This window comes from Secundilactobacillus silagei JCM 19001, assembly GCF_002217945.1.
Taxonomy (GTDB): domain Bacteria; phylum Bacillota; class Bacilli; order Lactobacillales; family Lactobacillaceae; genus Secundilactobacillus; species Secundilactobacillus silagei.
In genome coordinates this window covers 37,119-58,109 of sequence record NZ_BCMG01000012.1, presented here as the reverse complement: position 1 = coordinate 58,109, position 20,991 = coordinate 37,119, and the positions used below count along the sequence as shown (strand labels likewise).

General features: G+C 44.7%; 18 protein-coding genes. 5 read left to right on the top strand and 13 right to left on the bottom strand.

Annotation, left to right across the window (positions count from 1 at the left end):
- The first annotated feature begins 11 nt into the window (after nucleotides 1–11).
- Both CES79_RS10780 and pepI read left to right on the top strand, forming a co-directional pair.
- The gene (locus CES79_RS10780) at nucleotides 12–956 is read left to right on the top strand and encodes an amidohydrolase family protein (RefSeq protein WP_054655877.1); all 945 of its coding nucleotides are present in this window, start codon (nucleotides 12–14) and stop codon (nucleotides 954–956) included.
- Nucleotides 957–1,279: 323 nt separating this feature from the next.
- Nucleotides 1,280–2,158: a proline iminopeptidase gene (gene pepI / locus CES79_RS10775; protein ID WP_089137186.1), complete on the top strand. Its 879-nt coding sequence runs from the start codon at nucleotides 1,280–1,282 to the stop codon at nucleotides 2,156–2,158.
- Between the two features lie 63 nt (nucleotides 2,159–2,221).
- Here the strand turns inward: pepI and CES79_RS10770 are convergent, their stop codons facing one another.
- The 7 genes from CES79_RS10770 to CES79_RS10735 form a co-directional block, all read right to left on the bottom strand.
- A complete protein-coding gene (locus tag CES79_RS10770; RefSeq protein WP_089137185.1) occupies nucleotides 2,222–2,839 on the bottom strand; it encodes an LCP family glycopolymer transferase in 618 nt (205 codons plus the stop codon).
- 285 nt (nucleotides 2,840–3,124) lie between these two features.
- On the bottom strand, nucleotides 3,125–3,985 hold the full coding sequence (locus tag CES79_RS10765) for a LysR family transcriptional regulator (protein WP_054655873.1): 861 nt from the start codon (nucleotides 3,983–3,985) through the stop codon (nucleotides 3,125–3,127).
- A 648-nt stretch (nucleotides 3,986–4,633) separates the two neighbouring features.
- Nucleotides 4,634–5,479, bottom strand: a complete 846-nt coding sequence (locus CES79_RS10760; RefSeq protein ID WP_089137184.1) for an aldo/keto reductase — start codon at nucleotides 5,477–5,479, stop codon at nucleotides 4,634–4,636.
- Between the two features lie 72 nt (nucleotides 5,480–5,551).
- The gene (locus tag CES79_RS10755) at nucleotides 5,552–6,154 is read right to left on the bottom strand and encodes a sugar O-acetyltransferase (protein ID WP_054655871.1); all 603 of its coding nucleotides are present in this window, start codon (nucleotides 6,152–6,154) and stop codon (nucleotides 5,552–5,554) included.
- Between the two features lie 117 nt (nucleotides 6,155–6,271).
- Nucleotides 6,272–7,471 carry an aminotransferase-like domain-containing protein gene (locus CES79_RS10750; protein WP_054655869.1) on the bottom strand — a complete coding sequence of 400 codons (1,200 nt, stop codon included), beginning with the start codon at nucleotides 7,469–7,471 and terminating at the stop codon, nucleotides 6,272–6,274.
- A 398-nt stretch (nucleotides 7,472–7,869) separates the two neighbouring features.
- Entirely contained in the window at nucleotides 7,870–10,452 is a 2,583-nt protein-coding gene (locus CES79_RS12730; RefSeq protein ID WP_133286368.1) for a GbpC/Spa domain-containing protein, read from the bottom strand.
- Between the two features lie 331 nt (nucleotides 10,453–10,783).
- Nucleotides 10,784–12,172 (bottom strand): amino acid permease, encoded by a 1,389-nt coding sequence (locus CES79_RS10735; protein ID WP_089137183.1) that lies wholly within the window; start codon nucleotides 12,170–12,172, stop codon nucleotides 10,784–10,786.
- Nucleotides 12,173–12,541: 369 nt separating this feature from the next.
- Between CES79_RS10735 and CES79_RS10730 the strand changes: the two genes are divergently transcribed.
- Entirely contained in the window at nucleotides 12,542–13,267 is a 726-nt protein-coding gene (locus tag CES79_RS10730; protein ID WP_089137182.1) for an SDR family NAD(P)-dependent oxidoreductase, read from the top strand.
- A 58-nt stretch (nucleotides 13,268–13,325) separates the two neighbouring features.
- Here the strand turns inward: CES79_RS10730 and CES79_RS10725 are convergent, their stop codons facing one another.
- From CES79_RS10725 to CES79_RS10710, 4 genes are all read right to left on the bottom strand, one after another.
- Complete coding sequence (locus CES79_RS10725) at nucleotides 13,326–14,189, bottom strand: SDR family oxidoreductase (RefSeq protein WP_089137181.1); 864 nt, start codon at nucleotides 14,187–14,189, stop codon at nucleotides 13,326–13,328.
- Nucleotides 14,182–14,601, bottom strand: coding sequence for a MarR family winged helix-turn-helix transcriptional regulator (locus tag CES79_RS10720; protein ID WP_054655862.1), 420 nt, complete (start codon nucleotides 14,599–14,601; stop codon nucleotides 14,182–14,184). Before CES79_RS10720 ends, CES79_RS10725 begins: the two co-directional genes overlap by 8 nt.
- A gap of 128 nt (nucleotides 14,602–14,729) precedes the next feature.
- Nucleotides 14,730–15,596, bottom strand: a complete 867-nt coding sequence (locus CES79_RS10715) for a DUF4811 domain-containing protein (RefSeq protein ID WP_089137180.1) — start codon at nucleotides 15,594–15,596, stop codon at nucleotides 14,730–14,732.
- The gene (locus CES79_RS10710) at nucleotides 15,593–17,062 is read right to left on the bottom strand and encodes an MDR family MFS transporter (protein ID WP_054655856.1); all 1,470 of its coding nucleotides are present in this window, start codon (nucleotides 17,060–17,062) and stop codon (nucleotides 15,593–15,595) included. Before CES79_RS10710 ends, CES79_RS10715 begins: the two co-directional genes overlap by 4 nt.
- A 117-nt stretch (nucleotides 17,063–17,179) precedes the next feature.
- Between CES79_RS10710 and CES79_RS10705 the strand changes: the two genes are divergently transcribed.
- Nucleotides 17,180–17,737 (top strand): TetR/AcrR family transcriptional regulator, encoded by a 558-nt coding sequence (locus tag CES79_RS10705; RefSeq protein ID WP_054655854.1) that lies wholly within the window; start codon nucleotides 17,180–17,182, stop codon nucleotides 17,735–17,737.
- 576 nt (nucleotides 17,738–18,313) lie between these two features.
- On the opposite strand, the gene CES79_RS10695 is transcribed toward CES79_RS10705, so the two are convergent.
- On the bottom strand, nucleotides 18,314–19,003 hold the full coding sequence (locus CES79_RS10695) for a matrixin family metalloprotease (RefSeq protein ID WP_089137179.1): 690 nt from the start codon (nucleotides 19,001–19,003) through the stop codon (nucleotides 18,314–18,316).
- A gap of 217 nt (nucleotides 19,004–19,220) precedes the next feature.
- Nucleotides 19,221–20,111: a 3-hydroxyacyl-CoA dehydrogenase gene (locus tag CES79_RS10690; RefSeq protein ID WP_089137178.1), complete on the bottom strand. Its 891-nt coding sequence runs from the start codon at nucleotides 20,109–20,111 to the stop codon at nucleotides 19,221–19,223.
- 141 nt (nucleotides 20,112–20,252) lie between these two features.
- On the opposite strand from CES79_RS10690, the gene CES79_RS10685 reads away from it, so the two are divergent.
- Nucleotides 20,253–20,951, top strand: a complete 699-nt coding sequence (locus CES79_RS10685; RefSeq protein WP_054655843.1) for a FadR/GntR family transcriptional regulator — start codon at nucleotides 20,253–20,255, stop codon at nucleotides 20,949–20,951.
- Nucleotides 20,952–20,991 lie beyond the last annotated feature (40 nt).

Genomic DNA, 20,991 nt, shown 5'->3' with positions numbered 1-20,991 from the left:
AGGTTTTATTGATGACTTATCACAAAATTGACTTTCACGCTCACTATCTCTCACCTGGTTACAAGAAGTATTTAAAGAATCAGTTTAACGACATGGGCGATGGTGTGCCAACGCCTGAATACACGATTGACACCACCCTTTCCATCATGGATCAAGTCAACATTGACTACTCCGTGATTTCAATTTCGTCACCGCATATCAATACGGGTGAAAAATCCAGCACCATTGAATTAGCGCAGGAAGTTAACGAATACGCCGCTAAGCAACACCAAAATTATAAAGATAAAATTGGTTTCTTCGCTTCATTACCATTGCCATACGTGGACGCCAGCCAAAAGGCAATCGTTGCTGCTTTAGCGGATGACGCTACCGGCTTTACGTTGCCAACAAACTCTCGTGGGATTTACCTCGGTGATAAGCGTCTTGATCCAATCATGCAGACGCTGGATGATAACCATGCCATCGTGGCTTTGCATCCCAACGCACCTGGCGTCGAAGATCCAACGGTTACCAGTCAGATTCCAGCACCAATCGTGGAATTCTTCTTTGATACTACGCGGACGGTCTTGAACATGCTGCAAAATGGCATCTTCACCCGTTATCCAAACATCCGCTTCATCATTCCTCATGCCGGTGCGGTGTTACCAATTGTTGCTGCCCGAGTACAGAATTTGACTCAGGCCTTAAACCATGATTTAACGGATGATCAAGTTGATATCATGAGTGTGATGAGCAACCAGTACTTTGATGTAGCCGGTATGGTTCTGCCACAGCAACTGCCAACTTTGCTGGAACTGATCGACTCGAATAAATTACTGTATGCCTCAGATACACCATATACGCCAACTCCAGCGGTATTGTCATTAACTAAACAGTTGGAAACCACTGGCCTATTGTCAGATGCGCTGAAGCAACGGATCTTTATGAAGAATGGGCAGGAGTTGTTAAAGAAGTAGAGTGTAAAAAAAGACGCTTAGCTCCCAGAATATAAGTGAAATAACACCATACAGTCCGGTTTTGACTGTGTGGTGTTATTTTGCTTATATGGCCGGGAGCTGTCTTTTTTTGCACGTTTCGGCTAGGTAAAATTAATGCACCAAAATAGGAACCTAGTCGAACCTTGACTGGGTTCCTATTTTTCGTCTTATACGGCAGGGACATGCCTTTTTTTGCACGTTTCGGCTAGGTAAAATAAATGCACTAACCTCCCCCTCAACACCCGCCAAAATCAGGAGTACAATTAAAACCGAAACTACATAACAAAGGGGATTGATAGACAATGAAGATCCAAGAAGGCTACATGCCATTTCACGGCTACAAAACCTACTATCGTATCGTGGGTGAAAAAACACCTGGAAAAGCACCACTATTGCTAATTCACGGTGGTCCCGGTTCATCACACAACTACTTTGAACTACTGGACGACTATGCCGAAACTGGCCGTCAGCTAATCATGTACGACCAAGTTGGCTGCGGTAAATCATCATTACCAGAAGATAAAAGTGTCTACGTTAAGGAAACTTGGGCTGAAGAATTAGTTGCGCTGCGGAAATACCTGCACCTCGACCAGATTCATATGCTGGGCCAATCATGGGGCGGGATGCTAGAAATGCTGTACCTGACCCAATACGACCAAACTGGTGTAAAGAGTGTCATGATCGATGGCTCCCCTGCTTCAATTAAGCTCTGGACAAAAGAACAGCACCGTTTAATTTCCTATCTAAGCTACGAAGACCGCGAAGCGATCGCCGAAGCTGAACGCACCGGGGACTTTACCGGCCCTAAGTACTTAGCCGCCAATGACCGCTACATGGAACGCTACTGCTGGGACGATCCTGATGAAAATTCACCAGAACCACTTCGCCGGGAAACCAACGGTAAGCGCGCTAGTCTAATCGCTGAAGGCCCTAACGAATTTACTGAAAACGGCACGATCAGCGATTACGATGTGACCGATGACCTGCATAAAATCCACGTGCCCGTTTTAGTCACTGATGGAACGGATGATCTCTGTACACCGCTCATCGCCAAGTCAGTCTACGACCACATTCCAGGTGCTAAATGGCACTTGTTTGAAAACAGCCGCCACCTGGCCCTACTAGATCAGCATGATGAATTTATCAGTGTGCTGGATAAGTGGCTCAAAGAAAACGATTAAGGTCAATATTAATGCTACGAAAAACGGTAATTCCTAAAACAGGAATTACCGTTTTTTAACGTATTAATCAATGACCCGTTTGATACCCTGCTGCGCGATATTGATTTCACGTGGTGTCGAGACTAATAAGTCATTTTGCTCTTTTCCTTGAAGCTGCTGAATATCAATTACCTTAGCGGAATCAAAGTAGTTTTTTCTAACCGTTTGGAATTTCTGCTTTGACAGATTCGTTTTAATTGGGGCTTTGATCGACTTCAACGAACCGGTTTTAACCACTTTTTCACCAGTAGCCGCATCCGTCACAATATAGTTATCGACTGGAACTCTCATCAGCTCACGAATAGTTTGCGCAGCGGTCGCCACCCCACCTGAGTTATAGGCGGTCGCAACTTGAACTTCGTCATTACTGCGGTAACCGTTAATGATCGTCTGTTCATTTTGGGGAATCACGGTCAATAAGGTTTTCTGCTTGCTTGGATTGATCGAAGCCAATACCATGTTGGCCTGTTTGGCGCCCTTATGAGTGGTGCCAATCACCAATACGTTAAGGGGTTGCTGCTGCGCAATTTTCCGGCTGGCAGCGTGGGTAAACTGAATATTGGTTCGGTACAAAACGGCTCCTATTCCACCGACCACAAAAATCATTAGTGCAATAAACGTTAGTACAGCGTTTCTTTTCATAACAAATTCCTCCTGCAATCTGGTCTACAGGAATGATTATGGAATAATTGCGTATGATTATCGTGGCCATTTTAAATTACCTACAGGGTATATTGTGAAAAATTAGATAATAAAGAACCGCACGTTACCAGTATTTATCTGATAGCGTGCGGTTCTTGAATTTAGATAAGTCTAGTCAAATAATTTCATAAAAGCACTGTCATCACTGGTATATCAACTCTAGCATGGTATACCTAAAAAGTATGGGAACAATACATAATCAGTTTTCCTAATTTATTTTCACAATCAGTCATAAAATTGGCTGACAAACAGCTTGAGAAGCGGACTTTCAGCTTGTGATTTAGGCCAAATCAGCTTCACTTGCGTCCGCCAGCCAGCATAATTGATTGGGTGTACCGTCATCCCGATTCCCAAATAAGCTAAACCCACTGACTCCGGCACCAAGGCTACTCCCAGTCTTGCATTGGCCAATTGAACCGCCGTCCGGGCATCGTCGCAGTAACTGGCAATGAAGGGATTGATTTGTGCCTGATAAAACGTTTGCGCGAAAATGCTTCGAAAGCGCCGATACACAATTAATGGTAAGTCAGCGAGATCCTTGATTGATAAATGGGCCGGTAAGTCATGTTCATACTTCTTGGGGACCACCGCAGTCATCCGCTCAGCTCGCAAAGGCTTCTCCTGCATCCCGGTGGCCGAAAACGGTGTGCGGACAATGGCCGCATCCAGCTGCCGTTTACTGAGCTGATCGACCAACTGGTAAGTGTGCCCTTCCGTGATCAGTAACTGAATGTCAGGATAGTGCGTCGTCATTGAAGATAGCCCACTAGGCAACACCCCGGCTGCCGACGAGATCAAGCCCACTCGCAGCTTGCCAGAAACCGCGGTACCTAGGAAACGCACCTGATGATCCGCTTGGTCACGTAACACGATCAGCTGTTCAGCGTAATTGAACAGCAAGGTACCCGCATCCGTGGGTGTCACCCCGGTCGAGCGCCGATTCAGCAGTTGCACGTCAAGTTCAGCCTCCAGCTGACTGATCTGCCGGCTAAGGGGCGGCTGTGCCATATGTAATTGTTTGGCAGCTTTAGTGAAACTGCCAGCTTGTAAAATAGTTCTAAAATAGACGAGTTGTCTAAATTCCATTTCAATCACGTTCCCGTTCAGCCGATTGTGCCAGCTATCGATTTTTGCGCAATGCTAATGATACCCTATCATACCATACTGAATGAGGGTCATTATCGGCGCTTAATTTGAGCAAACAAAAAGCTCCGAACTGGGGAGGTTCGAAGCTCTTTAACACCATAATTAATAGTCGCCTGATCAACCTGTGCGAGAACTATTGGTTATCTATTATGGGGGAAATAACACTTAGTTTATTAAAATTTACAGGGAGAAGTTTATTTTATCTCGCCAGGACTTATACCGACCGGTTTTCTCAACTACAGTGGATCTTTAAGAAAAGATACAGGACCGTTCAGAAGTTTAAATACAAAGATTGTTGGCCAAGTTGACTAATCAACTTGTGACACGTCAAAGCGTGCGCATACCTACAAAGTTGATCATCACTATCAGAACGGTAACTCGGTGATCCCGCTATTTTCGAGGCACCGAATACCCATTAAAATACTACCTTGGGTACCATTAGTTTACCACTTTTATAAGCCAAATTAAATTTAATTACCGTCTTTTTTCGGTAAAATACCGTGAAATTAGATTCCCTCATGCGCTATAAAAAAAGAACAGCATCGCGATTAAAAATATCAACACTGCTCTTATTTATTGTAATTTTTTTTAATCACCAGCCGGATGAATATGGTCCACAGCCTTTACCTGCTTCAAGAAGGCCATGTCCGCGTCACTAATTTCAAAATCAAGCTGCGCGTTAGCTTTAACGTGGGCCATTGAACGGGCTTTCGGCAATGGTGCGACGCCGTTTTGAATCACGAAGCGCAAAGCCAGTTGCGGAATTGACACGTGGTACTTGTCAGCCATGCGTTTCAAGTCAGAATCGTTAACTAAATCACCGGTTGCCAGTGGTGAATAAGCCTGCACCACAATCCCGTTATCCTCAGCCGTCTTAACGATTGAATCCTGGGTGTAGCCAATATAGTACTGAATCTGATCCACAGCAGGCTTTATTGTCAACCCATCCCAGGTTAAGAGGTTCTCTAGATCGTGGGAGTTAAAGTTAGAAACCCCGACCGACTTAGCCCGGTCACTAAGGTAAATATCTTGCATAGCCCGCCAGACATCGCGGTTTTCAGCATCGTGGTTCGAACCCATTTGGTCCCATGGCCATGGTGCGTGAATGATATAAGAATCAACGTAATCCAAATTGAGGGCTTTTAAGCTACGATCGAAATCGGCCATGGTTTTATCGTAAGTTTTTGATTCGCCAGGCAGCTTAGTCTGAACGAAGATGTCTTTGCGGGCCACGTCACTATCTGCGATGGCTTCACCAACACTTTGCTCATTGGCATAAGCCGTAGCGGTATCAATGAACCGATAGCCAGCCTTTAAGGCGTTGCTAACGGCATCGTAAGTTTCCTTACCAGGCTTGGTCTGCCAAGTCCCAAAACCAACTTTAGGCATCTTTAAGCCGTTGTTTAATTCAAATGTATCCGTAATTGTCGTCAATTGCATTTCCTCCCTATCCGTTATATCTCTTAGTATATCTCATTATGGTAGGACTAAAGCAAAACCCTATGCCTAATTTGCTGAAAGGTCCTGACCGTTAAAGCCGGTCTTGTCCGCCGCCGTAATTGGTCGCAATACCCGACAAGGATTACCAGCCGCAATCACGTTATCTGGAATGTCCTTGGTGACCACGCTGCCACCGCCAACGATGACGTTACTGCCGATGGTGACGCCGGGCAAAACCGTGACGTTAGCCGCCAGCCAAGTATCGTTGCCAATGGTTATCGGGTGGGCCGTGCAGCCACCGGTCCGCCGCTCAACGGGGTCAAACAAGTGATTGCTGGTATACAGCCCCACTTTAGGTCCAAATAAAACGTGGGTGCCAATGGTAATGGGCGCGCCATCCAGCATGACACAATCATAGTTGGCATAAAAATGGTCGCCAACCGTAATGTTACGGCCAAACTCACACCGGAAATTCGGTTCGACAAAGGGGTCTTTGCCAGCCTGTCCAACTAGCTTGGTAAACTGTGCATTTCGTTTAGTCGGATCCATGGTGTTGTTAAGTTTCTGCGTAATGGCAGTCGCCCGTTCCCTGGCTTTCATCAGTTTGGGATCAACATCATCATAGGGCTGTCCAGTGGCCATGTAAGCAAATTTTTCGTCTAGATTCATTTTATTTTGCGGGTAATTTCTCCCCAACCTCCTTGTAGTCTTTTAAATCTAGTATATCGCAAAAGCCCCGTTATGCTTAAACATAACGAGGCTTAAAATTCATTAATACTGATTCAATTATTTAGTTGCAGGTTCAGACATGACTTCATCCAGTGCAGCAGCTAACTGTTTAACACCGTCGACAATGCCGTCTTCAGGAGTGTTAGAGTAGTTCATTCTGAACGTCCCTGGGACTGGGTCACTGCCGTAGAATGGATCGCCAGGAACCACGGCAACGTTGCGTTTCAAAGCTGCATTAAACAGCTCCTTGGAGTCCTTAACACCGGGTACCATGACCCACAGGAACATCCCACCTTCAGGATTACTGTGCTGAACACCCTTAGGGAAGTACTTATCAATGGCTGACATCATGAGCTGCTCACGCTTGTGATAAAGCGCGGTGATCTTCTTGATATGGTCATTGATATCATTATCAGTGAAGTATTGGGCACAGACATACTGTGAAAAACTATCAGTGTGCAAGTCGGCCGATTGCTTCATCATTGTGTAACGCTTGAGCAGTTTAGGTTCAGCCACTACCCAGCCAAGCCGTAAGCCTGGTGAGAAGATCTTCGACATGGTGCCCATGTAGATGACGTGGCCAGTCTTGTCTAATGATTTCAGTGAAGGTAAGTTCTCACCTTCCCAGCGGATTGCACCGTAAGGATTATCTTCAAGGACCATGACGTCGTATTTGTCAGCTAATTCGACTAACTTTTTACGCCGTTCTAGCGTCATCGTCCGACCAGTTGGGTTTTGGAACGTTGGTACAGTATAGATCAAACGCGCTCTAGGATTGTTCTTTAACGCTTCTTCAAGCGAATCCATCTTCATCCCGTCTTCATCCATATCAACACCGACAAACCGTGCACCATATGAACGGAAAACATCAACGGCAGTTAAGTAAGTTGGTTTTTCAACGATGACAACATCGCCTTCATCAAGGAACATCTTACCCGTTAAATCGATTGATTGCTGTGAACCAGTCGCAATCATGACATGATCAGCCGTGGTATGAATGCCTTCGACCTCTAGGCGCTTCAAGACCACGTTACGGAGTTCCGGAACCCCTTGTGCAGAACCATACTGTAAGGCAGCTGGGCCCTTTTCATCTAAGACCTTGTCCGCAGCAGCTTTCACGCCTTGAACAGGGAAAAGCTCTGGCGCTGGTAACCCACCCGCAAATGAAGTAACTTTAGGATCAGCCGCAGCCTTTAAAATGTCACCAACAGCATCGTTTTTAGGATCGGGAACACGCTTAGAAAATTTATATGTCATTTAAAAACACTCCTCTATATGTATTATGACTAATGGACAATATATGTTAACCACTGCACATGTAGTAGTTTAAGTAGTATTATATCACAAATATGAGATTATGATTAGGAATTTCAGAATCGTACCATTAAACATAAAAATCAAGCTGTGCCAAAACTCGGTAGATTCCAGAATTTAACCCCAATAATGCTTGTTCCGGCGAACTTTGTCGGGACAAGCATTATTGGGGTTAAATGGCCGGAATCTGAGTTTTGGCACGCGATTAGACTATATTGAAGCATTGAATAAATAGCTATTTTCTTACTATCTTCAGTTAAGAAGTCAGTTGAAATACTTGCCAATATTGACTTATGTCACAGCCTCAGTTGGTCAAGCAATCAATTTTAGAATCTTTAAAACTAGTTTTCTTGCTTCTTCCGAAGTCCAAGTACACCCGCTAATGACAGTAAACTTAAACCGATCAGCCCAAACAGACTACTACTTTGTTCGTTCGTTTGTGGCAAGCTTGCTGATTTTTCATTAGTTGCAGCCTTGGGTACTGTTGGCACCAACTCCGAAGAGGTAATCAGCTTTACAGCATGCGTTCCTGTTGATGTGCGCTTACCTGCCTTAGTCGGTGTACCCTGGACCGTTGTTCTTTCTGGAACATTTGGTTCAAGTGGGGTAACTGGTGAAGCAGGTGTGTGTGCTTTGACCGTTACCGTTTTCTCTGGTGTGTCTGGCACTATCGTTGGCTCTGGCGTGTCCGGTGTGGTCGGCGTATCTGGTGCTACCGGTGTCGCTGGTTCTGGCGTATCCGGCGTTGTCGGCGTATCTGGTGCTACCGGTGTTGCTGGCTCCGGTGTGTCTGGAGTTACCGATGTATCTGGTGTTGGTGCATCCGGTGTTGGCGTCTTTGGTGCTGGCGTTACATGCGGTGCATCCGGTGGCACTTGACTACGGAAGCGCTGCAGGCCACCTGGGTGACCTGGCATTACGTGCGGTGCATCCGGTGGCACTTGGCTGCGGAACCGCTGTAGGCCGCCTGGGTGACCTGACATTACCGGCTTTACGGGTCGAACCGGTTGCGTAGGAGGTGTAGGCGGCGTCAGTTTTGTTTGTTGCGACAGCTTTGGTAGCTGACCAAGTGGCGTCGGTGGTGTCAGTAATCGCGGTACATTGTGGTTATTTGGCAGTTGCGGTGGTGTCAATGGCTTCAGATTAAATTGCATGGGTCTTTTAGGCTTGCCTGGCATTTCTGGCATGCCTTTAACTTTCAAAATTCGGGTCGTAAATTCTACCCACGTTCTGACAGTAGGGACCGTTGGCGCAATCTCTGTCGAAAATTTCAACGCAAAATGACCACTCTTCACATGAATGATCCCTGCTCCGTAGCCTTCGTTTGGAGACAGATTATTATCCCAACTAGAAGCTGGGTCGTTATTACCACCCGAATTATCACCATCCGAATATAATGAATTATCTTTGTGTGCAGTCACACTGGAACCCATCATTGCTTCCGCGGTATCACCTTTTCCTAAAGAAGCTACCTTTTCAACAAGTGATGGTTGGTGATTAGTATCATATGTGTTTAAGGAATGAATGGTTAATTGCGCGTTATCACCTATATTGATCAACTTATTATCCAATCCATATAGGTTAGCATCCAGTCGCAAACTTTTAATATCGTAGTACCAAAACCCATCTAGTGGGTCATTCAGCAACTTTAACGTCACCCAAGGATGACCTTGTTGTGCTTTAATCTGACTAAACTTGAACACAATTTTATTAATTTTGGTTCCTTGATAGCGACTATTTTTCAAACCGGTATAGGTGACTTTAATTTTGGCATCCGGGGCGTTACTGATATGAATGCTCATATCTGCTTCTGCGTTACTATCACCACCCTCCTTGTCATCAAATGTCGTAGCATCCTTGTTATTTTCCTGAACATTGGCTGGATCATTAGTAGTAATGGTCATCTTTGCCCCTGGTTCGTGACTTAAAGTTAAATCCTGAATAATTTCTGATGAATTTTTACCAGTTATCCCTGCTTGTCTTAATTGGTGCATTTCATCATTATAGTTTTTCAGTCTTGTTGAATATGTACCTTTATCAAGCGCGTATTTGATGTTATCAGTGCCATACAGAATTAAAGCCGTTTTGTAGACTCTACTATCCTGCTGGTAGTCCGCTTCTTGGAGCGCCAGTTTTTCTTGATCTTTTGTATACAGACTTTGTTCCTTTGTGAGGACTCTACTATCCTGCAAATAGTCATCGTAAAGACCGCTTTCCCGTTGGTAATTAGTCATATCAAGCGCATGCTGATTGGTCTCTGCCTGATCAAGCCGGCTTTCTCGTTGATAATCAGCCATTCTTAGATTGTACTGATTATTTTGTGCTTGATTAAGTATTTTTTGCTGAAAATAATTTTCCATATTAAGATAATACTGATTAATCTCTGCTCGATTAAGTTCTCTTTGTTGCTGGTAATTGTCCATTTCAAGGTCATATTGACCTTTTTTCTCTTGATCAAGGTTGCTTTGCTGCTGGTATTTAACCATTTTAAGCTGATACTGCTTTTCTTGCTGCTGATAATTAGCCATGGCAGCGTTATAAACTCGATTGTCTTGCTGATAATCGTCTTCTTTAACCTGATCAGTTGTTTCACTTGGAGCAGATTGCGTTTTTTTTGGTTGCTGTTCATTTTCAGAATGATGTTGAAGCCCTGCTTGACTAGCATCCTTATCCGCTGCCGTAGTACTATCAGACACCGTTGTTGAGGTGCCACCATTTAACAATACTTCTCCCAGTTTAGAACTAACATTATCCTTATTTACATTTTCCTGTTGCGTAGTAGGCACGGCGGTCTTCGCTGATACTTCCCCAGGCATCATAAAGAAACTCATTGAACCGGCTAATAAACCGGCAATGATCCATGTTCTGCCACTCTTATACATCTTGTAATGCAACCTAATATTTTGCTGTCTTCTTTGTCTCAAAATCTATCCTCCTGCATTCAATCAATATTTGAACTATCAATAAGCGTTATCTTCCCCATAAAAAATGTGGCTCACGTTCACTAGACGAGAACCACACGAAAAGACGCTCAGCAACAGTTGTCCTGAGCACGGGTCGTCTTTAATAATGAACATTAAAGTGAGCAGATATATTTAAATTATAGATAGTACACTAACTACATAGTTAGTGTACTATCTATATAAGCATAAAGCAATGTCTGAATAACGTTTATTCCTAAAACATCAAATAACATCTGTTTAATTTAAGCCGCAAAAAAACGCCAATCTGCTAATCAGACTGACGTTATGACTATTAATCTAATCGACCCTTACGGTGACGAACGACATAAAAGAGCGTCGCCACTACTAGGACTGCTGCCCCAACGATAACGGAAACTCGTGTATCAGGGTTAACGAACATAAACCCAACGATGACAACTAACACGAACATCGCGAAGTAGTTTGAGAACGGATAGAGCGGTAATTTAAACGGATGATCTTTCATGACAATAGCATTATTCTTACGGAAACGCAGTTCAGCCAACAGAATCACGAACCACGGAATCATCCCTGGCAAGACTGATGAACTGAACACCACAACGAACAGGTCCGAGGTGGACTTGTTATAAGCTGAAAAGATAATATCTAACAGGAAACCTAAGAAAATACCACTGGAAATCCCTAAAATAGCCGCATCCGGTACCACTCGCTTAGACAGACGGCCGAAAATCTTCGGCGCGTCACTTTCATGTGCCAGCTTAAACAGCATCCGGCTAGATGAATAAATACCGGAGTTGGCACTGGACAAGGCAGCGGTCAGCACCACGAAGTTGATCACGGAAGCCGCTGCGGTGATCCCCACCTTAGCGAAGGTCGATACGAATGGTGACCCAATCGCGCTCAGCCGGTTCCAAGGATAAATCGTCACGATCACGAAAATCGCGCCAACGTAGAAGATCAAGATCCGGAACAGAACTGATTTAACCGATTTAACGATCGCTTTTTGCGGGTTAGCAACTTCACCAGCCGTGATTCCCAGTAATTCGATTCCTTCATATGAGCCGACGATGATCGACATTGAGAAAAAGAACCCTTTAACGCCACCGGTGAAGAAGCCACCATGAGACCAAAGGTTACTGAACCCAACCGGATGGCCGCCATTACCAAGGCCAAAGAAGATCACCAGCAGGCCCAAGATAATCATCATGATGATCGTAATCACCTTGATCATGGCGAACCAGAATTCCAGTGAACCGTACGCCTTGGCACTGGCCAAGTTGGCCGCTACCAGAAAGGCGATGATGATGACCCCCACCGTAAAGGTATTAATGTGCGGCCACCAGTATTGCAGGTACTGGGTCGCCGCCACAACTTCCGACATACCCACAACGATGTATTCGAAGACGTTCGCCCATTTGGCTAGATAGCCTGCCAAGGGATGCACGTATTCGGTGGCGTAGTCCGCAAAGGAACCAGTTCCGGGGTTGACGTAGATCATTTCCCCCAACGCCCGCATAACGATGTACAAAATCAAACCAACAAACATATAGGCCAGTAATACGGAAGGCCCGGTCCACTTAATGGTCGAAGTGGAGCCCATGAACAGTCCAACACCAATCGCGCCACCTAAGGAAATCATTTCCATTTGGCCCGCCGTCATTGAACGACGTAACGCAGGTGACTTTTTTACTTTTCGCTTCATTACCTAACAGCCTCTCCAACTTACCAAAATTATTAGTTGATTTAAAATTGGGCGTAATGCCGGTGACAACCGAATCATTACGCCCGAAGTTAAATCTTACCAATATGCTCTTCGAGAATCAAACTCGAATTAAAAATGAAAAATTGCTTATGAGTATCATTTACCCTTAATATATTATCACCAACTGATGATTAAAAAAAGCAAATCTGACTATTTATTCATATGATAGCGTTGCCAACCCCACGATCATCGGCTATGCGACACGAATGCTTTGCATGTCTCATAACGGGGCTTCCATTTACCTGTCAGGGTTGTATAATACGTTAAAAATAACTTATCATTACAACTAAAAGGGAGCAATCTAAACTCATGAAAAAAGCACTGATTACTGGCGCCAATCGCGGAATTGGTCTGGAACTGACGAAACGGTTAGCACACAAGGGACTCTTCGTGATTCTTGGCGTCAGAACCGAAGCCCACGCCACTCGAACCAAGCAGACCTTGGTCGCTGACGGCATTGACCCAGATCAAATCGACCACGTTTTGATCGACTTAAACGATGCGGACTCAATTAAGAAGGCCACTGGCTACGTTGCCGAAAAACACCCTGATCTCGATCTACTGGTCAATAACGCAGGGATTGCTGGTGATATGCAAAAAGCCACTCTGGCCACTACGCCAGCTGAATACCAGGCGACTTGGAACGTGAACGTGCTGGGTACCTTACAAGTGATCCAGCAGTTAGTTCCCGTTTTGAAAAAACATCAAAGTCAAATCGTGAACCTGTCTGGCCCTAATTTTGCGACACCATTCTATAACCCAGCCGCTTACCGGGTTTCCAAGATTGCGTTAAACGGCTTGATCCAATCAATTGCAATTGACTTCTATAATGAAAAAGCACCAGTCGAAATCTATGGCATCTTCCCTGGCGGTGTCACGACTGACATCAACAATAACCGAACCGGCAAGTTCATGAAGACCGTTCAAGAAGCCGGCGAACAGCTGATGGCAATCATCTTTGACGGTAAGGACCACAACGGTGATATCGTGGGTGCTGATCAAAAAATCATTTCCGCAGTTAAATTTACCATGTAAATAATAGCAAAAGCACCGTGATATCACATCACGGTGTTTTTTTATACATTTTTTATGCTTATTTTTGATTTAAAAACAGCGCCTTGTTACGCCGCACAAATTCGGTAAAAGTCGTCGCTGGCCGGTGTAAGATTGTTTCAATCGTATGATTGACCGTCTTGGCATTACCCAACTGTGTAATGACGTATAACATGATCATGACATTGACGAACTCTTTTTTGATCCCGCGCTGAAGCATCGTGCGGCGGAATTTCAACAAACTGGGTTTACTGTAAGTAATCGGTACCCCTAATTCGGTCGTCATGATTTGAGCGGCTTGGTTATAAGTGATGGCTTCCGGACCAGTAATTTCCAGCGCCTGCCCAAGGTACTTCGGGTCGCGCAAAGCCGTCACGGCCACGGCAGCAATGTCTTCAGCATCGATAAAGCTGGTTTTAGAATGCCCCGCCGGTACAAATAGATCGTGGTTTTGCTGGATATCCTGCAAATGGGTACTAGATAAATTCTGCATGAAAAAGCTGGGCCGAATGAAGGTGTGCGGCAGCTTCATCTCCGTGATCATCCGTTCAATTTTCCGGTGCGGCACCATGGGATTCTTCTCCACGCCAATTAAGGAGACAAAGACGACTTGGTCAATGCCATGCTGCTTTACCGCCGTCAAAAACGGCAGCATATCTTTCTGAGGTTTCGCCAATTCTGGCGGGCGAACGAAGAAGATTTTATTGACGCCCTTTAAAGCCGATTCAAACGTACCGGCATCCAAAAAGTCAAAGTGCCGGGTTTCAACTCCCAGCTGTTTCATGGCCGCTGATTCCGTGTGATAAATACCTGCAACCACGTCAACATCATCGGCTGCTGCCAACTGCTTAACGATCGGCCAGCCAATATGACCCGTACTACCCAGTACAAGAATCTTATCCAACCTTGTGTCCCTCTTCCAATTTAAGTAATAAGTGAAATAATGTTTCCTGTTCTTCTGGATTAAGTGGGCCCACAAATTCTGACATTTGGACGTTTGCGATGCGCTCACAGTGCTTAAATATCTTTTCACCGTCAGTTGTTAACGTTAAAACGCGAGCTCGCCGATCTTCACTAGAAGGCTGAGTTGCAATCAGCTGTTTGGCTTCCAGCCGCTTAACGATACCAGAGACCGTTGCGCGATCCATCCCCACTATATCCGCAATATCAGAAGCAGTTAGCCGTTTATCAGACAGATTGATCTGCGCGATTACCGCCCACTGGCTGCTGGTGACCCCCTCTTTTTCCAATGCGATGTTTAACTGATACCGTAACTTTTTGCCCACAATCATGATCAGATAACCAAAATTATTCATTGTTGAGCCCACTACCTTTTAATATCGTTTAGTACACTAACTATATCGAATGGCTGGAGCAAAGTCAAAAAAGCAAGGTCGGACACAAAATAGCTGTCCGACCTTACTTTGATCACTCTTTAAATTCGTTATTCCAGTTCCTGTCGCAGCGTTTGAATCAATTTAGACTTAGCCTTAGCAGTCACTTGCTGCTTGATCTTAGGCAGCTCTTTAGCTTCAACCTGTTTCGTTACTTTACGGGTCAAGCTCGCCGTGACTTGCGTAGTCACTTGCTGCTGCAGCGCACGAAATTGCGTTTGATCCTGCATCAATGAAGGATCAGCGCTGACCTTCGCCTTCATCTGGGCGGTAATTACCGCTGGCGCTTGGGCTTTTACTTGTTGGGTCACAAGTTGGGTGACCCGCTGTTTAACTTCTCGTTCACCAGTTTGAGTCGCCTGAACTTGCAGTTCCTTAGCAACTTTTGGTAACCGTTTTGCTTGCTTACTCTCTAATACTAACCAGTCTTGCGGCACTTCAAAAACGTAGCTGGTCGATTTGGTTCGTTTGGCCTTGCTGCCTAGAAAAAGGCTGTGCCACAGATTATTTTTATATTGATACTGTTTGACCGTCTTTACTAACTTAGCGTGATCACCGGATTGATTAGAACGAGTGACCTGAATCTTAAAATGGTCGAGTTTCGTTTCCTGCCGCTTTGATTGTCCAGCAACCCGATAGCTGTACACCCGTTCTTTCATCTGATCGGTGGTCCCTAACTGTTTGTACACTAGGAATGGCAATGGGCTGTGATAGCTGCTGGCCAATTTTTGAGTGGTCGTTTCCTCAGTCACGTGCATTCCTAGATGATCATTATCGTTTTTAGCAATCAACCCAAGGGAACCGATCACCAATAACAGCGTCAGAAGAGTGGTGCCGATATAGCGTTTATTCAAAAACATCGCCACGGCACTGATACAAAATAACGTGATCACGACAAATAGGAAAATGTAGATCATGCTTGCTCTCCCTCCTTTTGCTGTTTGTTATTGGACAAGAACATGACTAAAACGAGCCCTAAAATACAGAACAGCGCACAAACTAGAAAGGCTGTGTGATAGCCTGTCAGTACAGCATTATCCGCTAAATGCTTGTACTTCAACGGAGTCGCTTTTAAGACGTGCTTACCTGGTAGGTTCTGCTTAGCTTGATTAGTTAAAATACTCATTAAAACCGCGGTCCCAACCGCCCCGGCAATTTGCCGCAGGGTGTTGTTCACGCTGGTCCCATCACCCATTTTGTTAATGGGCAGTTCGTTCATTCCAGAAGTCGTGATCGGCATCAATACTAGGCCAATCCCAATCATCCGCACGGCGTAAAGCGTCATGATCACAACCAATGATGATCGCGCGTCCAGTTGCGTCATGGCTAAACTGCCGACAATCAGCAAGGTAAAACCAGCAACACCCATCCCTTTGGCCCCCAGTCGATCAAACGTCCGGCCGGAAATCAGCGAAGTGATGGCCACGGCAATGGCCCCTGGAAATAGCAGTAGTCCGGCATGAAAAGCTGATTCGCCGCGAACCTGTTGAATATACAACGTGAATAAGGTTTGAACCCCGATCATGGCGGCATAGTTGATCGCCACAATAATGATTGAAAGGGTGAATTTTTTAGATTTTAAAACGCTCAGATCTAAGACTGGTTTATCAAGCTTAAGCTGCCGGTAACCAAACAATAGGATCACTAACAAACTAATTATTAAATAGGTAAAGAATTCAATACTAGTCCAGCCCCAAGTCCCAACTTCGGTAAAGGCGTATAGTAACAGGCCAAAGCCTAACGTGGATTCAATGACCGATATCACGTCAAGACTGGCAGCCGTGTTCGGCAACACATTACGCATGGTGAACAGCGCCAAAACAAAGACCAGTACCCCAAGCAATAAGATTGCCCAAAACAGCATCCGCCACGAATAATGCAGCAGCAGCCAGCCAGAAAGCGTTGGCCCCACCGCGGGCGCTAACGCCACCACCAGACCATTGAGCCCCATGGCCATTCCCCGTTCTTCAACCGGGAAGATCACCAGTAACGTGGTCTGCATCAGCGGTGCCATGACCCCCACGCCTACCGCGGCAATCAATCGCCCAGTCAGTAGCGTGGCAAAGTTCGTGGAAACCGCACTCATGGCAAGCCCCACGTTGAAAAAGACCAGTGCCGAAAGATATAACGTTTTGGTTGGTACTTTGTTGATCAAAAACGCGCTGATGGGCACCATTACACCGAGCACCAGCATTGATCCATTCGTCAGCCATTCAACGGTATCGGCTGAAATATTAAACGCACTCATTAAATTAGGAAAAGCATTCAGTAACATGGTGACGGTCATCGTGGTGGTAAAACTGCCTAGCGACATGACCAGCACCAGGATCATTCGGCTATATGGTTTGCTTTTTACATCGACCGCTTTTGCTTGATTATTCATTCCGCGTCTCCTTAAACTACACTATGAAGTATTAATTTGTTAGAATGTAGTTTAACACGTTATCTTGTAATTGTGAAATGGTTTTTTTTAATTTATACTGTATTTGAGGTGAATAACATGCAGCATCGCGGAATTAGTACCGAATCAATCACAACAAGTGCCATTGCCATCACTAAACAAGATGGGCTGACCAGTTTAACTATGCCCAAAATTGCCAAAGCTTTGGGTATCAAATCCCAATCACTCTATAATCACGTCAGTAATTTAAATGAAGTCAAAACCAATATGAGTATTTCACTTTTTCAATCCCTAAAGGATCGGCTGTTGGAAGGCATCTTGGGCTTAACGGGTAAACCAGCAATTGAAGCTTACTTTACGATTTTCTACGCCTTTAGTGTGGAGTACGATCAGTTTTACGAAGTGCTCTTTTTGCCGGGTAAGGAAAGTTCGGAAGCCTTAGACCAGTCGTTTCGCGCGGTCATCCAGATTCTCCAGCGACTGTTAACCAGTGTGACTTCTGATCCGAATCAGATTCAGCTTTACAAGCGAACCTTAATGTCAGTGTTTGTCGGTTTCGTCTTAAACGACCGCAATCACTTCTTTCAAGATGAGAAGAAACAGGGCAAAGAAGCCTTAGATGATATTTTGAAATTGGTGATTCAGGGCATTAAGTGAGTTCTCACATCGTTAATATACAATCCCGTTTGTGGTGATGATTGACTCGATTTAACTGTCCTTGATAGTATGAAAGTAGATTAGTTAAGGAGTGAAAACCATTATGAATTGGCGTAAACACATCAGTAGCTATCTATTTGATCTGCTACTCATGTTGGTTCTCTTGATTGTTCTAATCCTAATTAAGGGTGCCATTGACCTGTTTACAACTGGTCAGCTCTACCTCTTTCATTACTGGCTACTCTTTCTTAGAGGTATAAGTGGTTCCGCTGTATTCTTTGCACTAATAGAACTGATCAGTATGCTATGGGAACATCATTAACAGGCAAAATAGTTAAAATAAATAGGCTTGTGACTTAAGTCGATATTGGTAAGTATTTCAACTGACTTCTTAACTGAAGATAGCAAGAAAATGTCTATTTATTCAATACTTCTATATAGTCTAATCACGTGCCAAAGCTCAGATTCCGGCCATTTAACCCCAAAAATGCTTGTCCCGACAAAGTTCGCCGGAACAAGCATTTTTGGGGTTAAATTCTGGAATCTACCGAGTTTTGTCACAGCTTCATTTTTAAGTTAATCATACGTCATAATCTGCATATCTAATCCCCGAATCGGATACAGAACTGGACATAGGTGATTAAGTAATTCTGGCCGCCGTATGCCAGTTCGTGTGAACGTATCCATCTGCTGTGCTGCCGGCATTGGTGGCACCGTTGCCGTCTGCTGGTAGTGGGCCCGAACTGCCGCAACATCTACCGGCTGAATCGGATAATACCGGTTTTCATAGTACATGACACTTTTCTGACTTGGATTATGCGCCAGTCCCATTGTATGGCCGAGTTCATGTTCCGCAACGTTGACTCGTTGCGTATCCGTATAACGATACGCTGTCAGTGCCGTATTGTTCAAGTAGGTATCTGCTTTAGTGATCACGCCATTTTCATCATGATAAACGTAGGTCAGTCCCGTCAGATTAGGTTTTTTTAAAGCGGCTGGCATGGATAAAATATTAATTTGGGCAGTTGAACTTTGAGTAATCTTAAATTCAAACACGCCCTTACTATTCCAAGCTGCGATGGCTTTACGCCAGATGTTATTGTAGTGGGCATCAACCGATAGATGAACCGTTGCCTGCGCGGTTTTAAACCGGTAAGGATTGGCCGGCGTAATTGCAGCGACACCTTTAACTGGAAACCAAAACACAGATACAATCACCATCACCACTAATAAAAGTATCCTGGTTTCCCTATTCGTCGTGGACATAATGAATCCCCCATTCACATTTAACTACTCCTAGTTAACAGCACCATACTCCTATAATTGCTTTTTATATTAGCATGAACGCGTAAAAACACACGCTGATATGCTCACTAATTGTTAAAATTATATAAGTTATCACTTATACGGGATTCTTTCAATAATGCCATAAAATAGGCGCGATACCATGAACTTTCAACATGGGATTGCGCCTATTAATCGTCTATTTAGTTAAAAAATCGGGTGTCATGAACTCTGGGTTAGGCCAGTGATAGAAACCTTCACCGGTAGTTGGGCCAAGCTTGTTGGCATCGATGCGTTCCTTCATCTTTTTAGCGACCAACCTGAGATCATCATTATCGGTAGCCTCAGCCTCAGTCACCACGATGTTGTAATGGGTCTTCATCCCAATCGCATCAAGGACGGCAAAGGGCCCTACTGCAACACCCAGATCGATCATCCAGGTTTTATCGATTGTTGCCGGTTCCGCAACGCCTTTAGCCCAGAGGATCAAAGCGGAATTTAGCCACGGAATCAGCATGGTATTAAGCACGTAACGCGGCTGTTCCTTCTTCAACGGAATCGGCACCATGCCGATGGTCTTGGTAAAGGCCACTACTTGATCAAAGACTTCAGGAGCAGTTTCGGGTGAGCCCATTACTTCTGCAGTGTTCCGGATCCAGATCTGATTAGCAAAATGAATGTGCAGATATTGCTTTGGCCGACCAGTGAAATCTTTCAGCTGGCTAGGTAATAACGTCGATGAGTTGCTGGCAATAATTGTCTTAGCTGGCACAACCTTCGCTAAGGATTCGTAAAACGCTTGTTTGACCGCAATTTTTTCAGAAATTGATTCGATCACTAAATCGGCATCTTTGACTGCATCCGCCAGATCAGTCGAATAACTGAGTTGTTCCAGTCCCTTTTCATACGCACCAGCCGTGATTTTTAAGTCACGCTGATAGTCTGCTTTTAACTGCTGAACGTGCTGTTTAGCCTTCTCTACTGAATTGTGATTATACAGAACAACTTTCAGTCCCTTAAAAGCGATTTGATAAGCAATTTGGCTACCCAAAATGCCCCCGCCGATCACGGTTACGTGTTCAATTTCCATGTTAAATTCCTCCATATATTTAAGTTAATTACAGGGTATAGAATTTCGACTTGTGAGTAAATACACATTTACCCGTTTTTCCATTTTCGGTGCTAAAATGGTTCTTGGTATCTGGTATGACCAATACAAGAAGGTGTCCTCATGAAATTTAAACCAATCGAAGCACCCAGCGCGACTGACTTATTCGTTACGCAAATTAAAAATGCCATTATCGCTGGTCAATTAAAACCTGGCGAAAAACTGCCCCATGAACGGGAACTCTCAGAAAGCATGAATGTCAGTCGTTCCGTTATTAATACCGGGTTAAGCCGACTGCAGCAGCTGCACTTCATCCACATTCAGCCACGGCAAGGTGCTGTCGTGGCCGATTATCGCTCTGAAGGCACTCTGGAAACGTTGAATCAAGTCGTCTCCTTTGATGGCGGCTACTACCAGCCGTCACTGCTCCAATCAATTTACGAATTTCGCCAGGTCACTGAAGAAAACATCGTGACGTTAGCTGCAAAGCGCCAAGACAAGCCCAGTTTGCGGTTAGCTCAGGCAGCTTTAGATCAATTTAAGCAGAGCAACACCATTCAAGACTGGTCGCTAACCACCTTTGACTTCTTCCATGCCCTAGCGCTAGCCTCCCAAAACCAGGTCTATCCGTTAATCATTAATAGTTTTCGGCCGATGTATTTAAAGTTGGCCGAATGGAATAGCAAAGACGGTGGCAACGCTGAGTTTATTAAACGCAATCAGGCACTTTTAGATGCCATCAGTGCCGAAGATGTTAACTTGGCAGTGAAGCTGGATCACGCATTGATCGAGTGGAGTTTTCGAGATTTAATGCGCGCGTAACTTATTTAACACAAAAGAAGCAACCTGTCCTCGAAGTTCG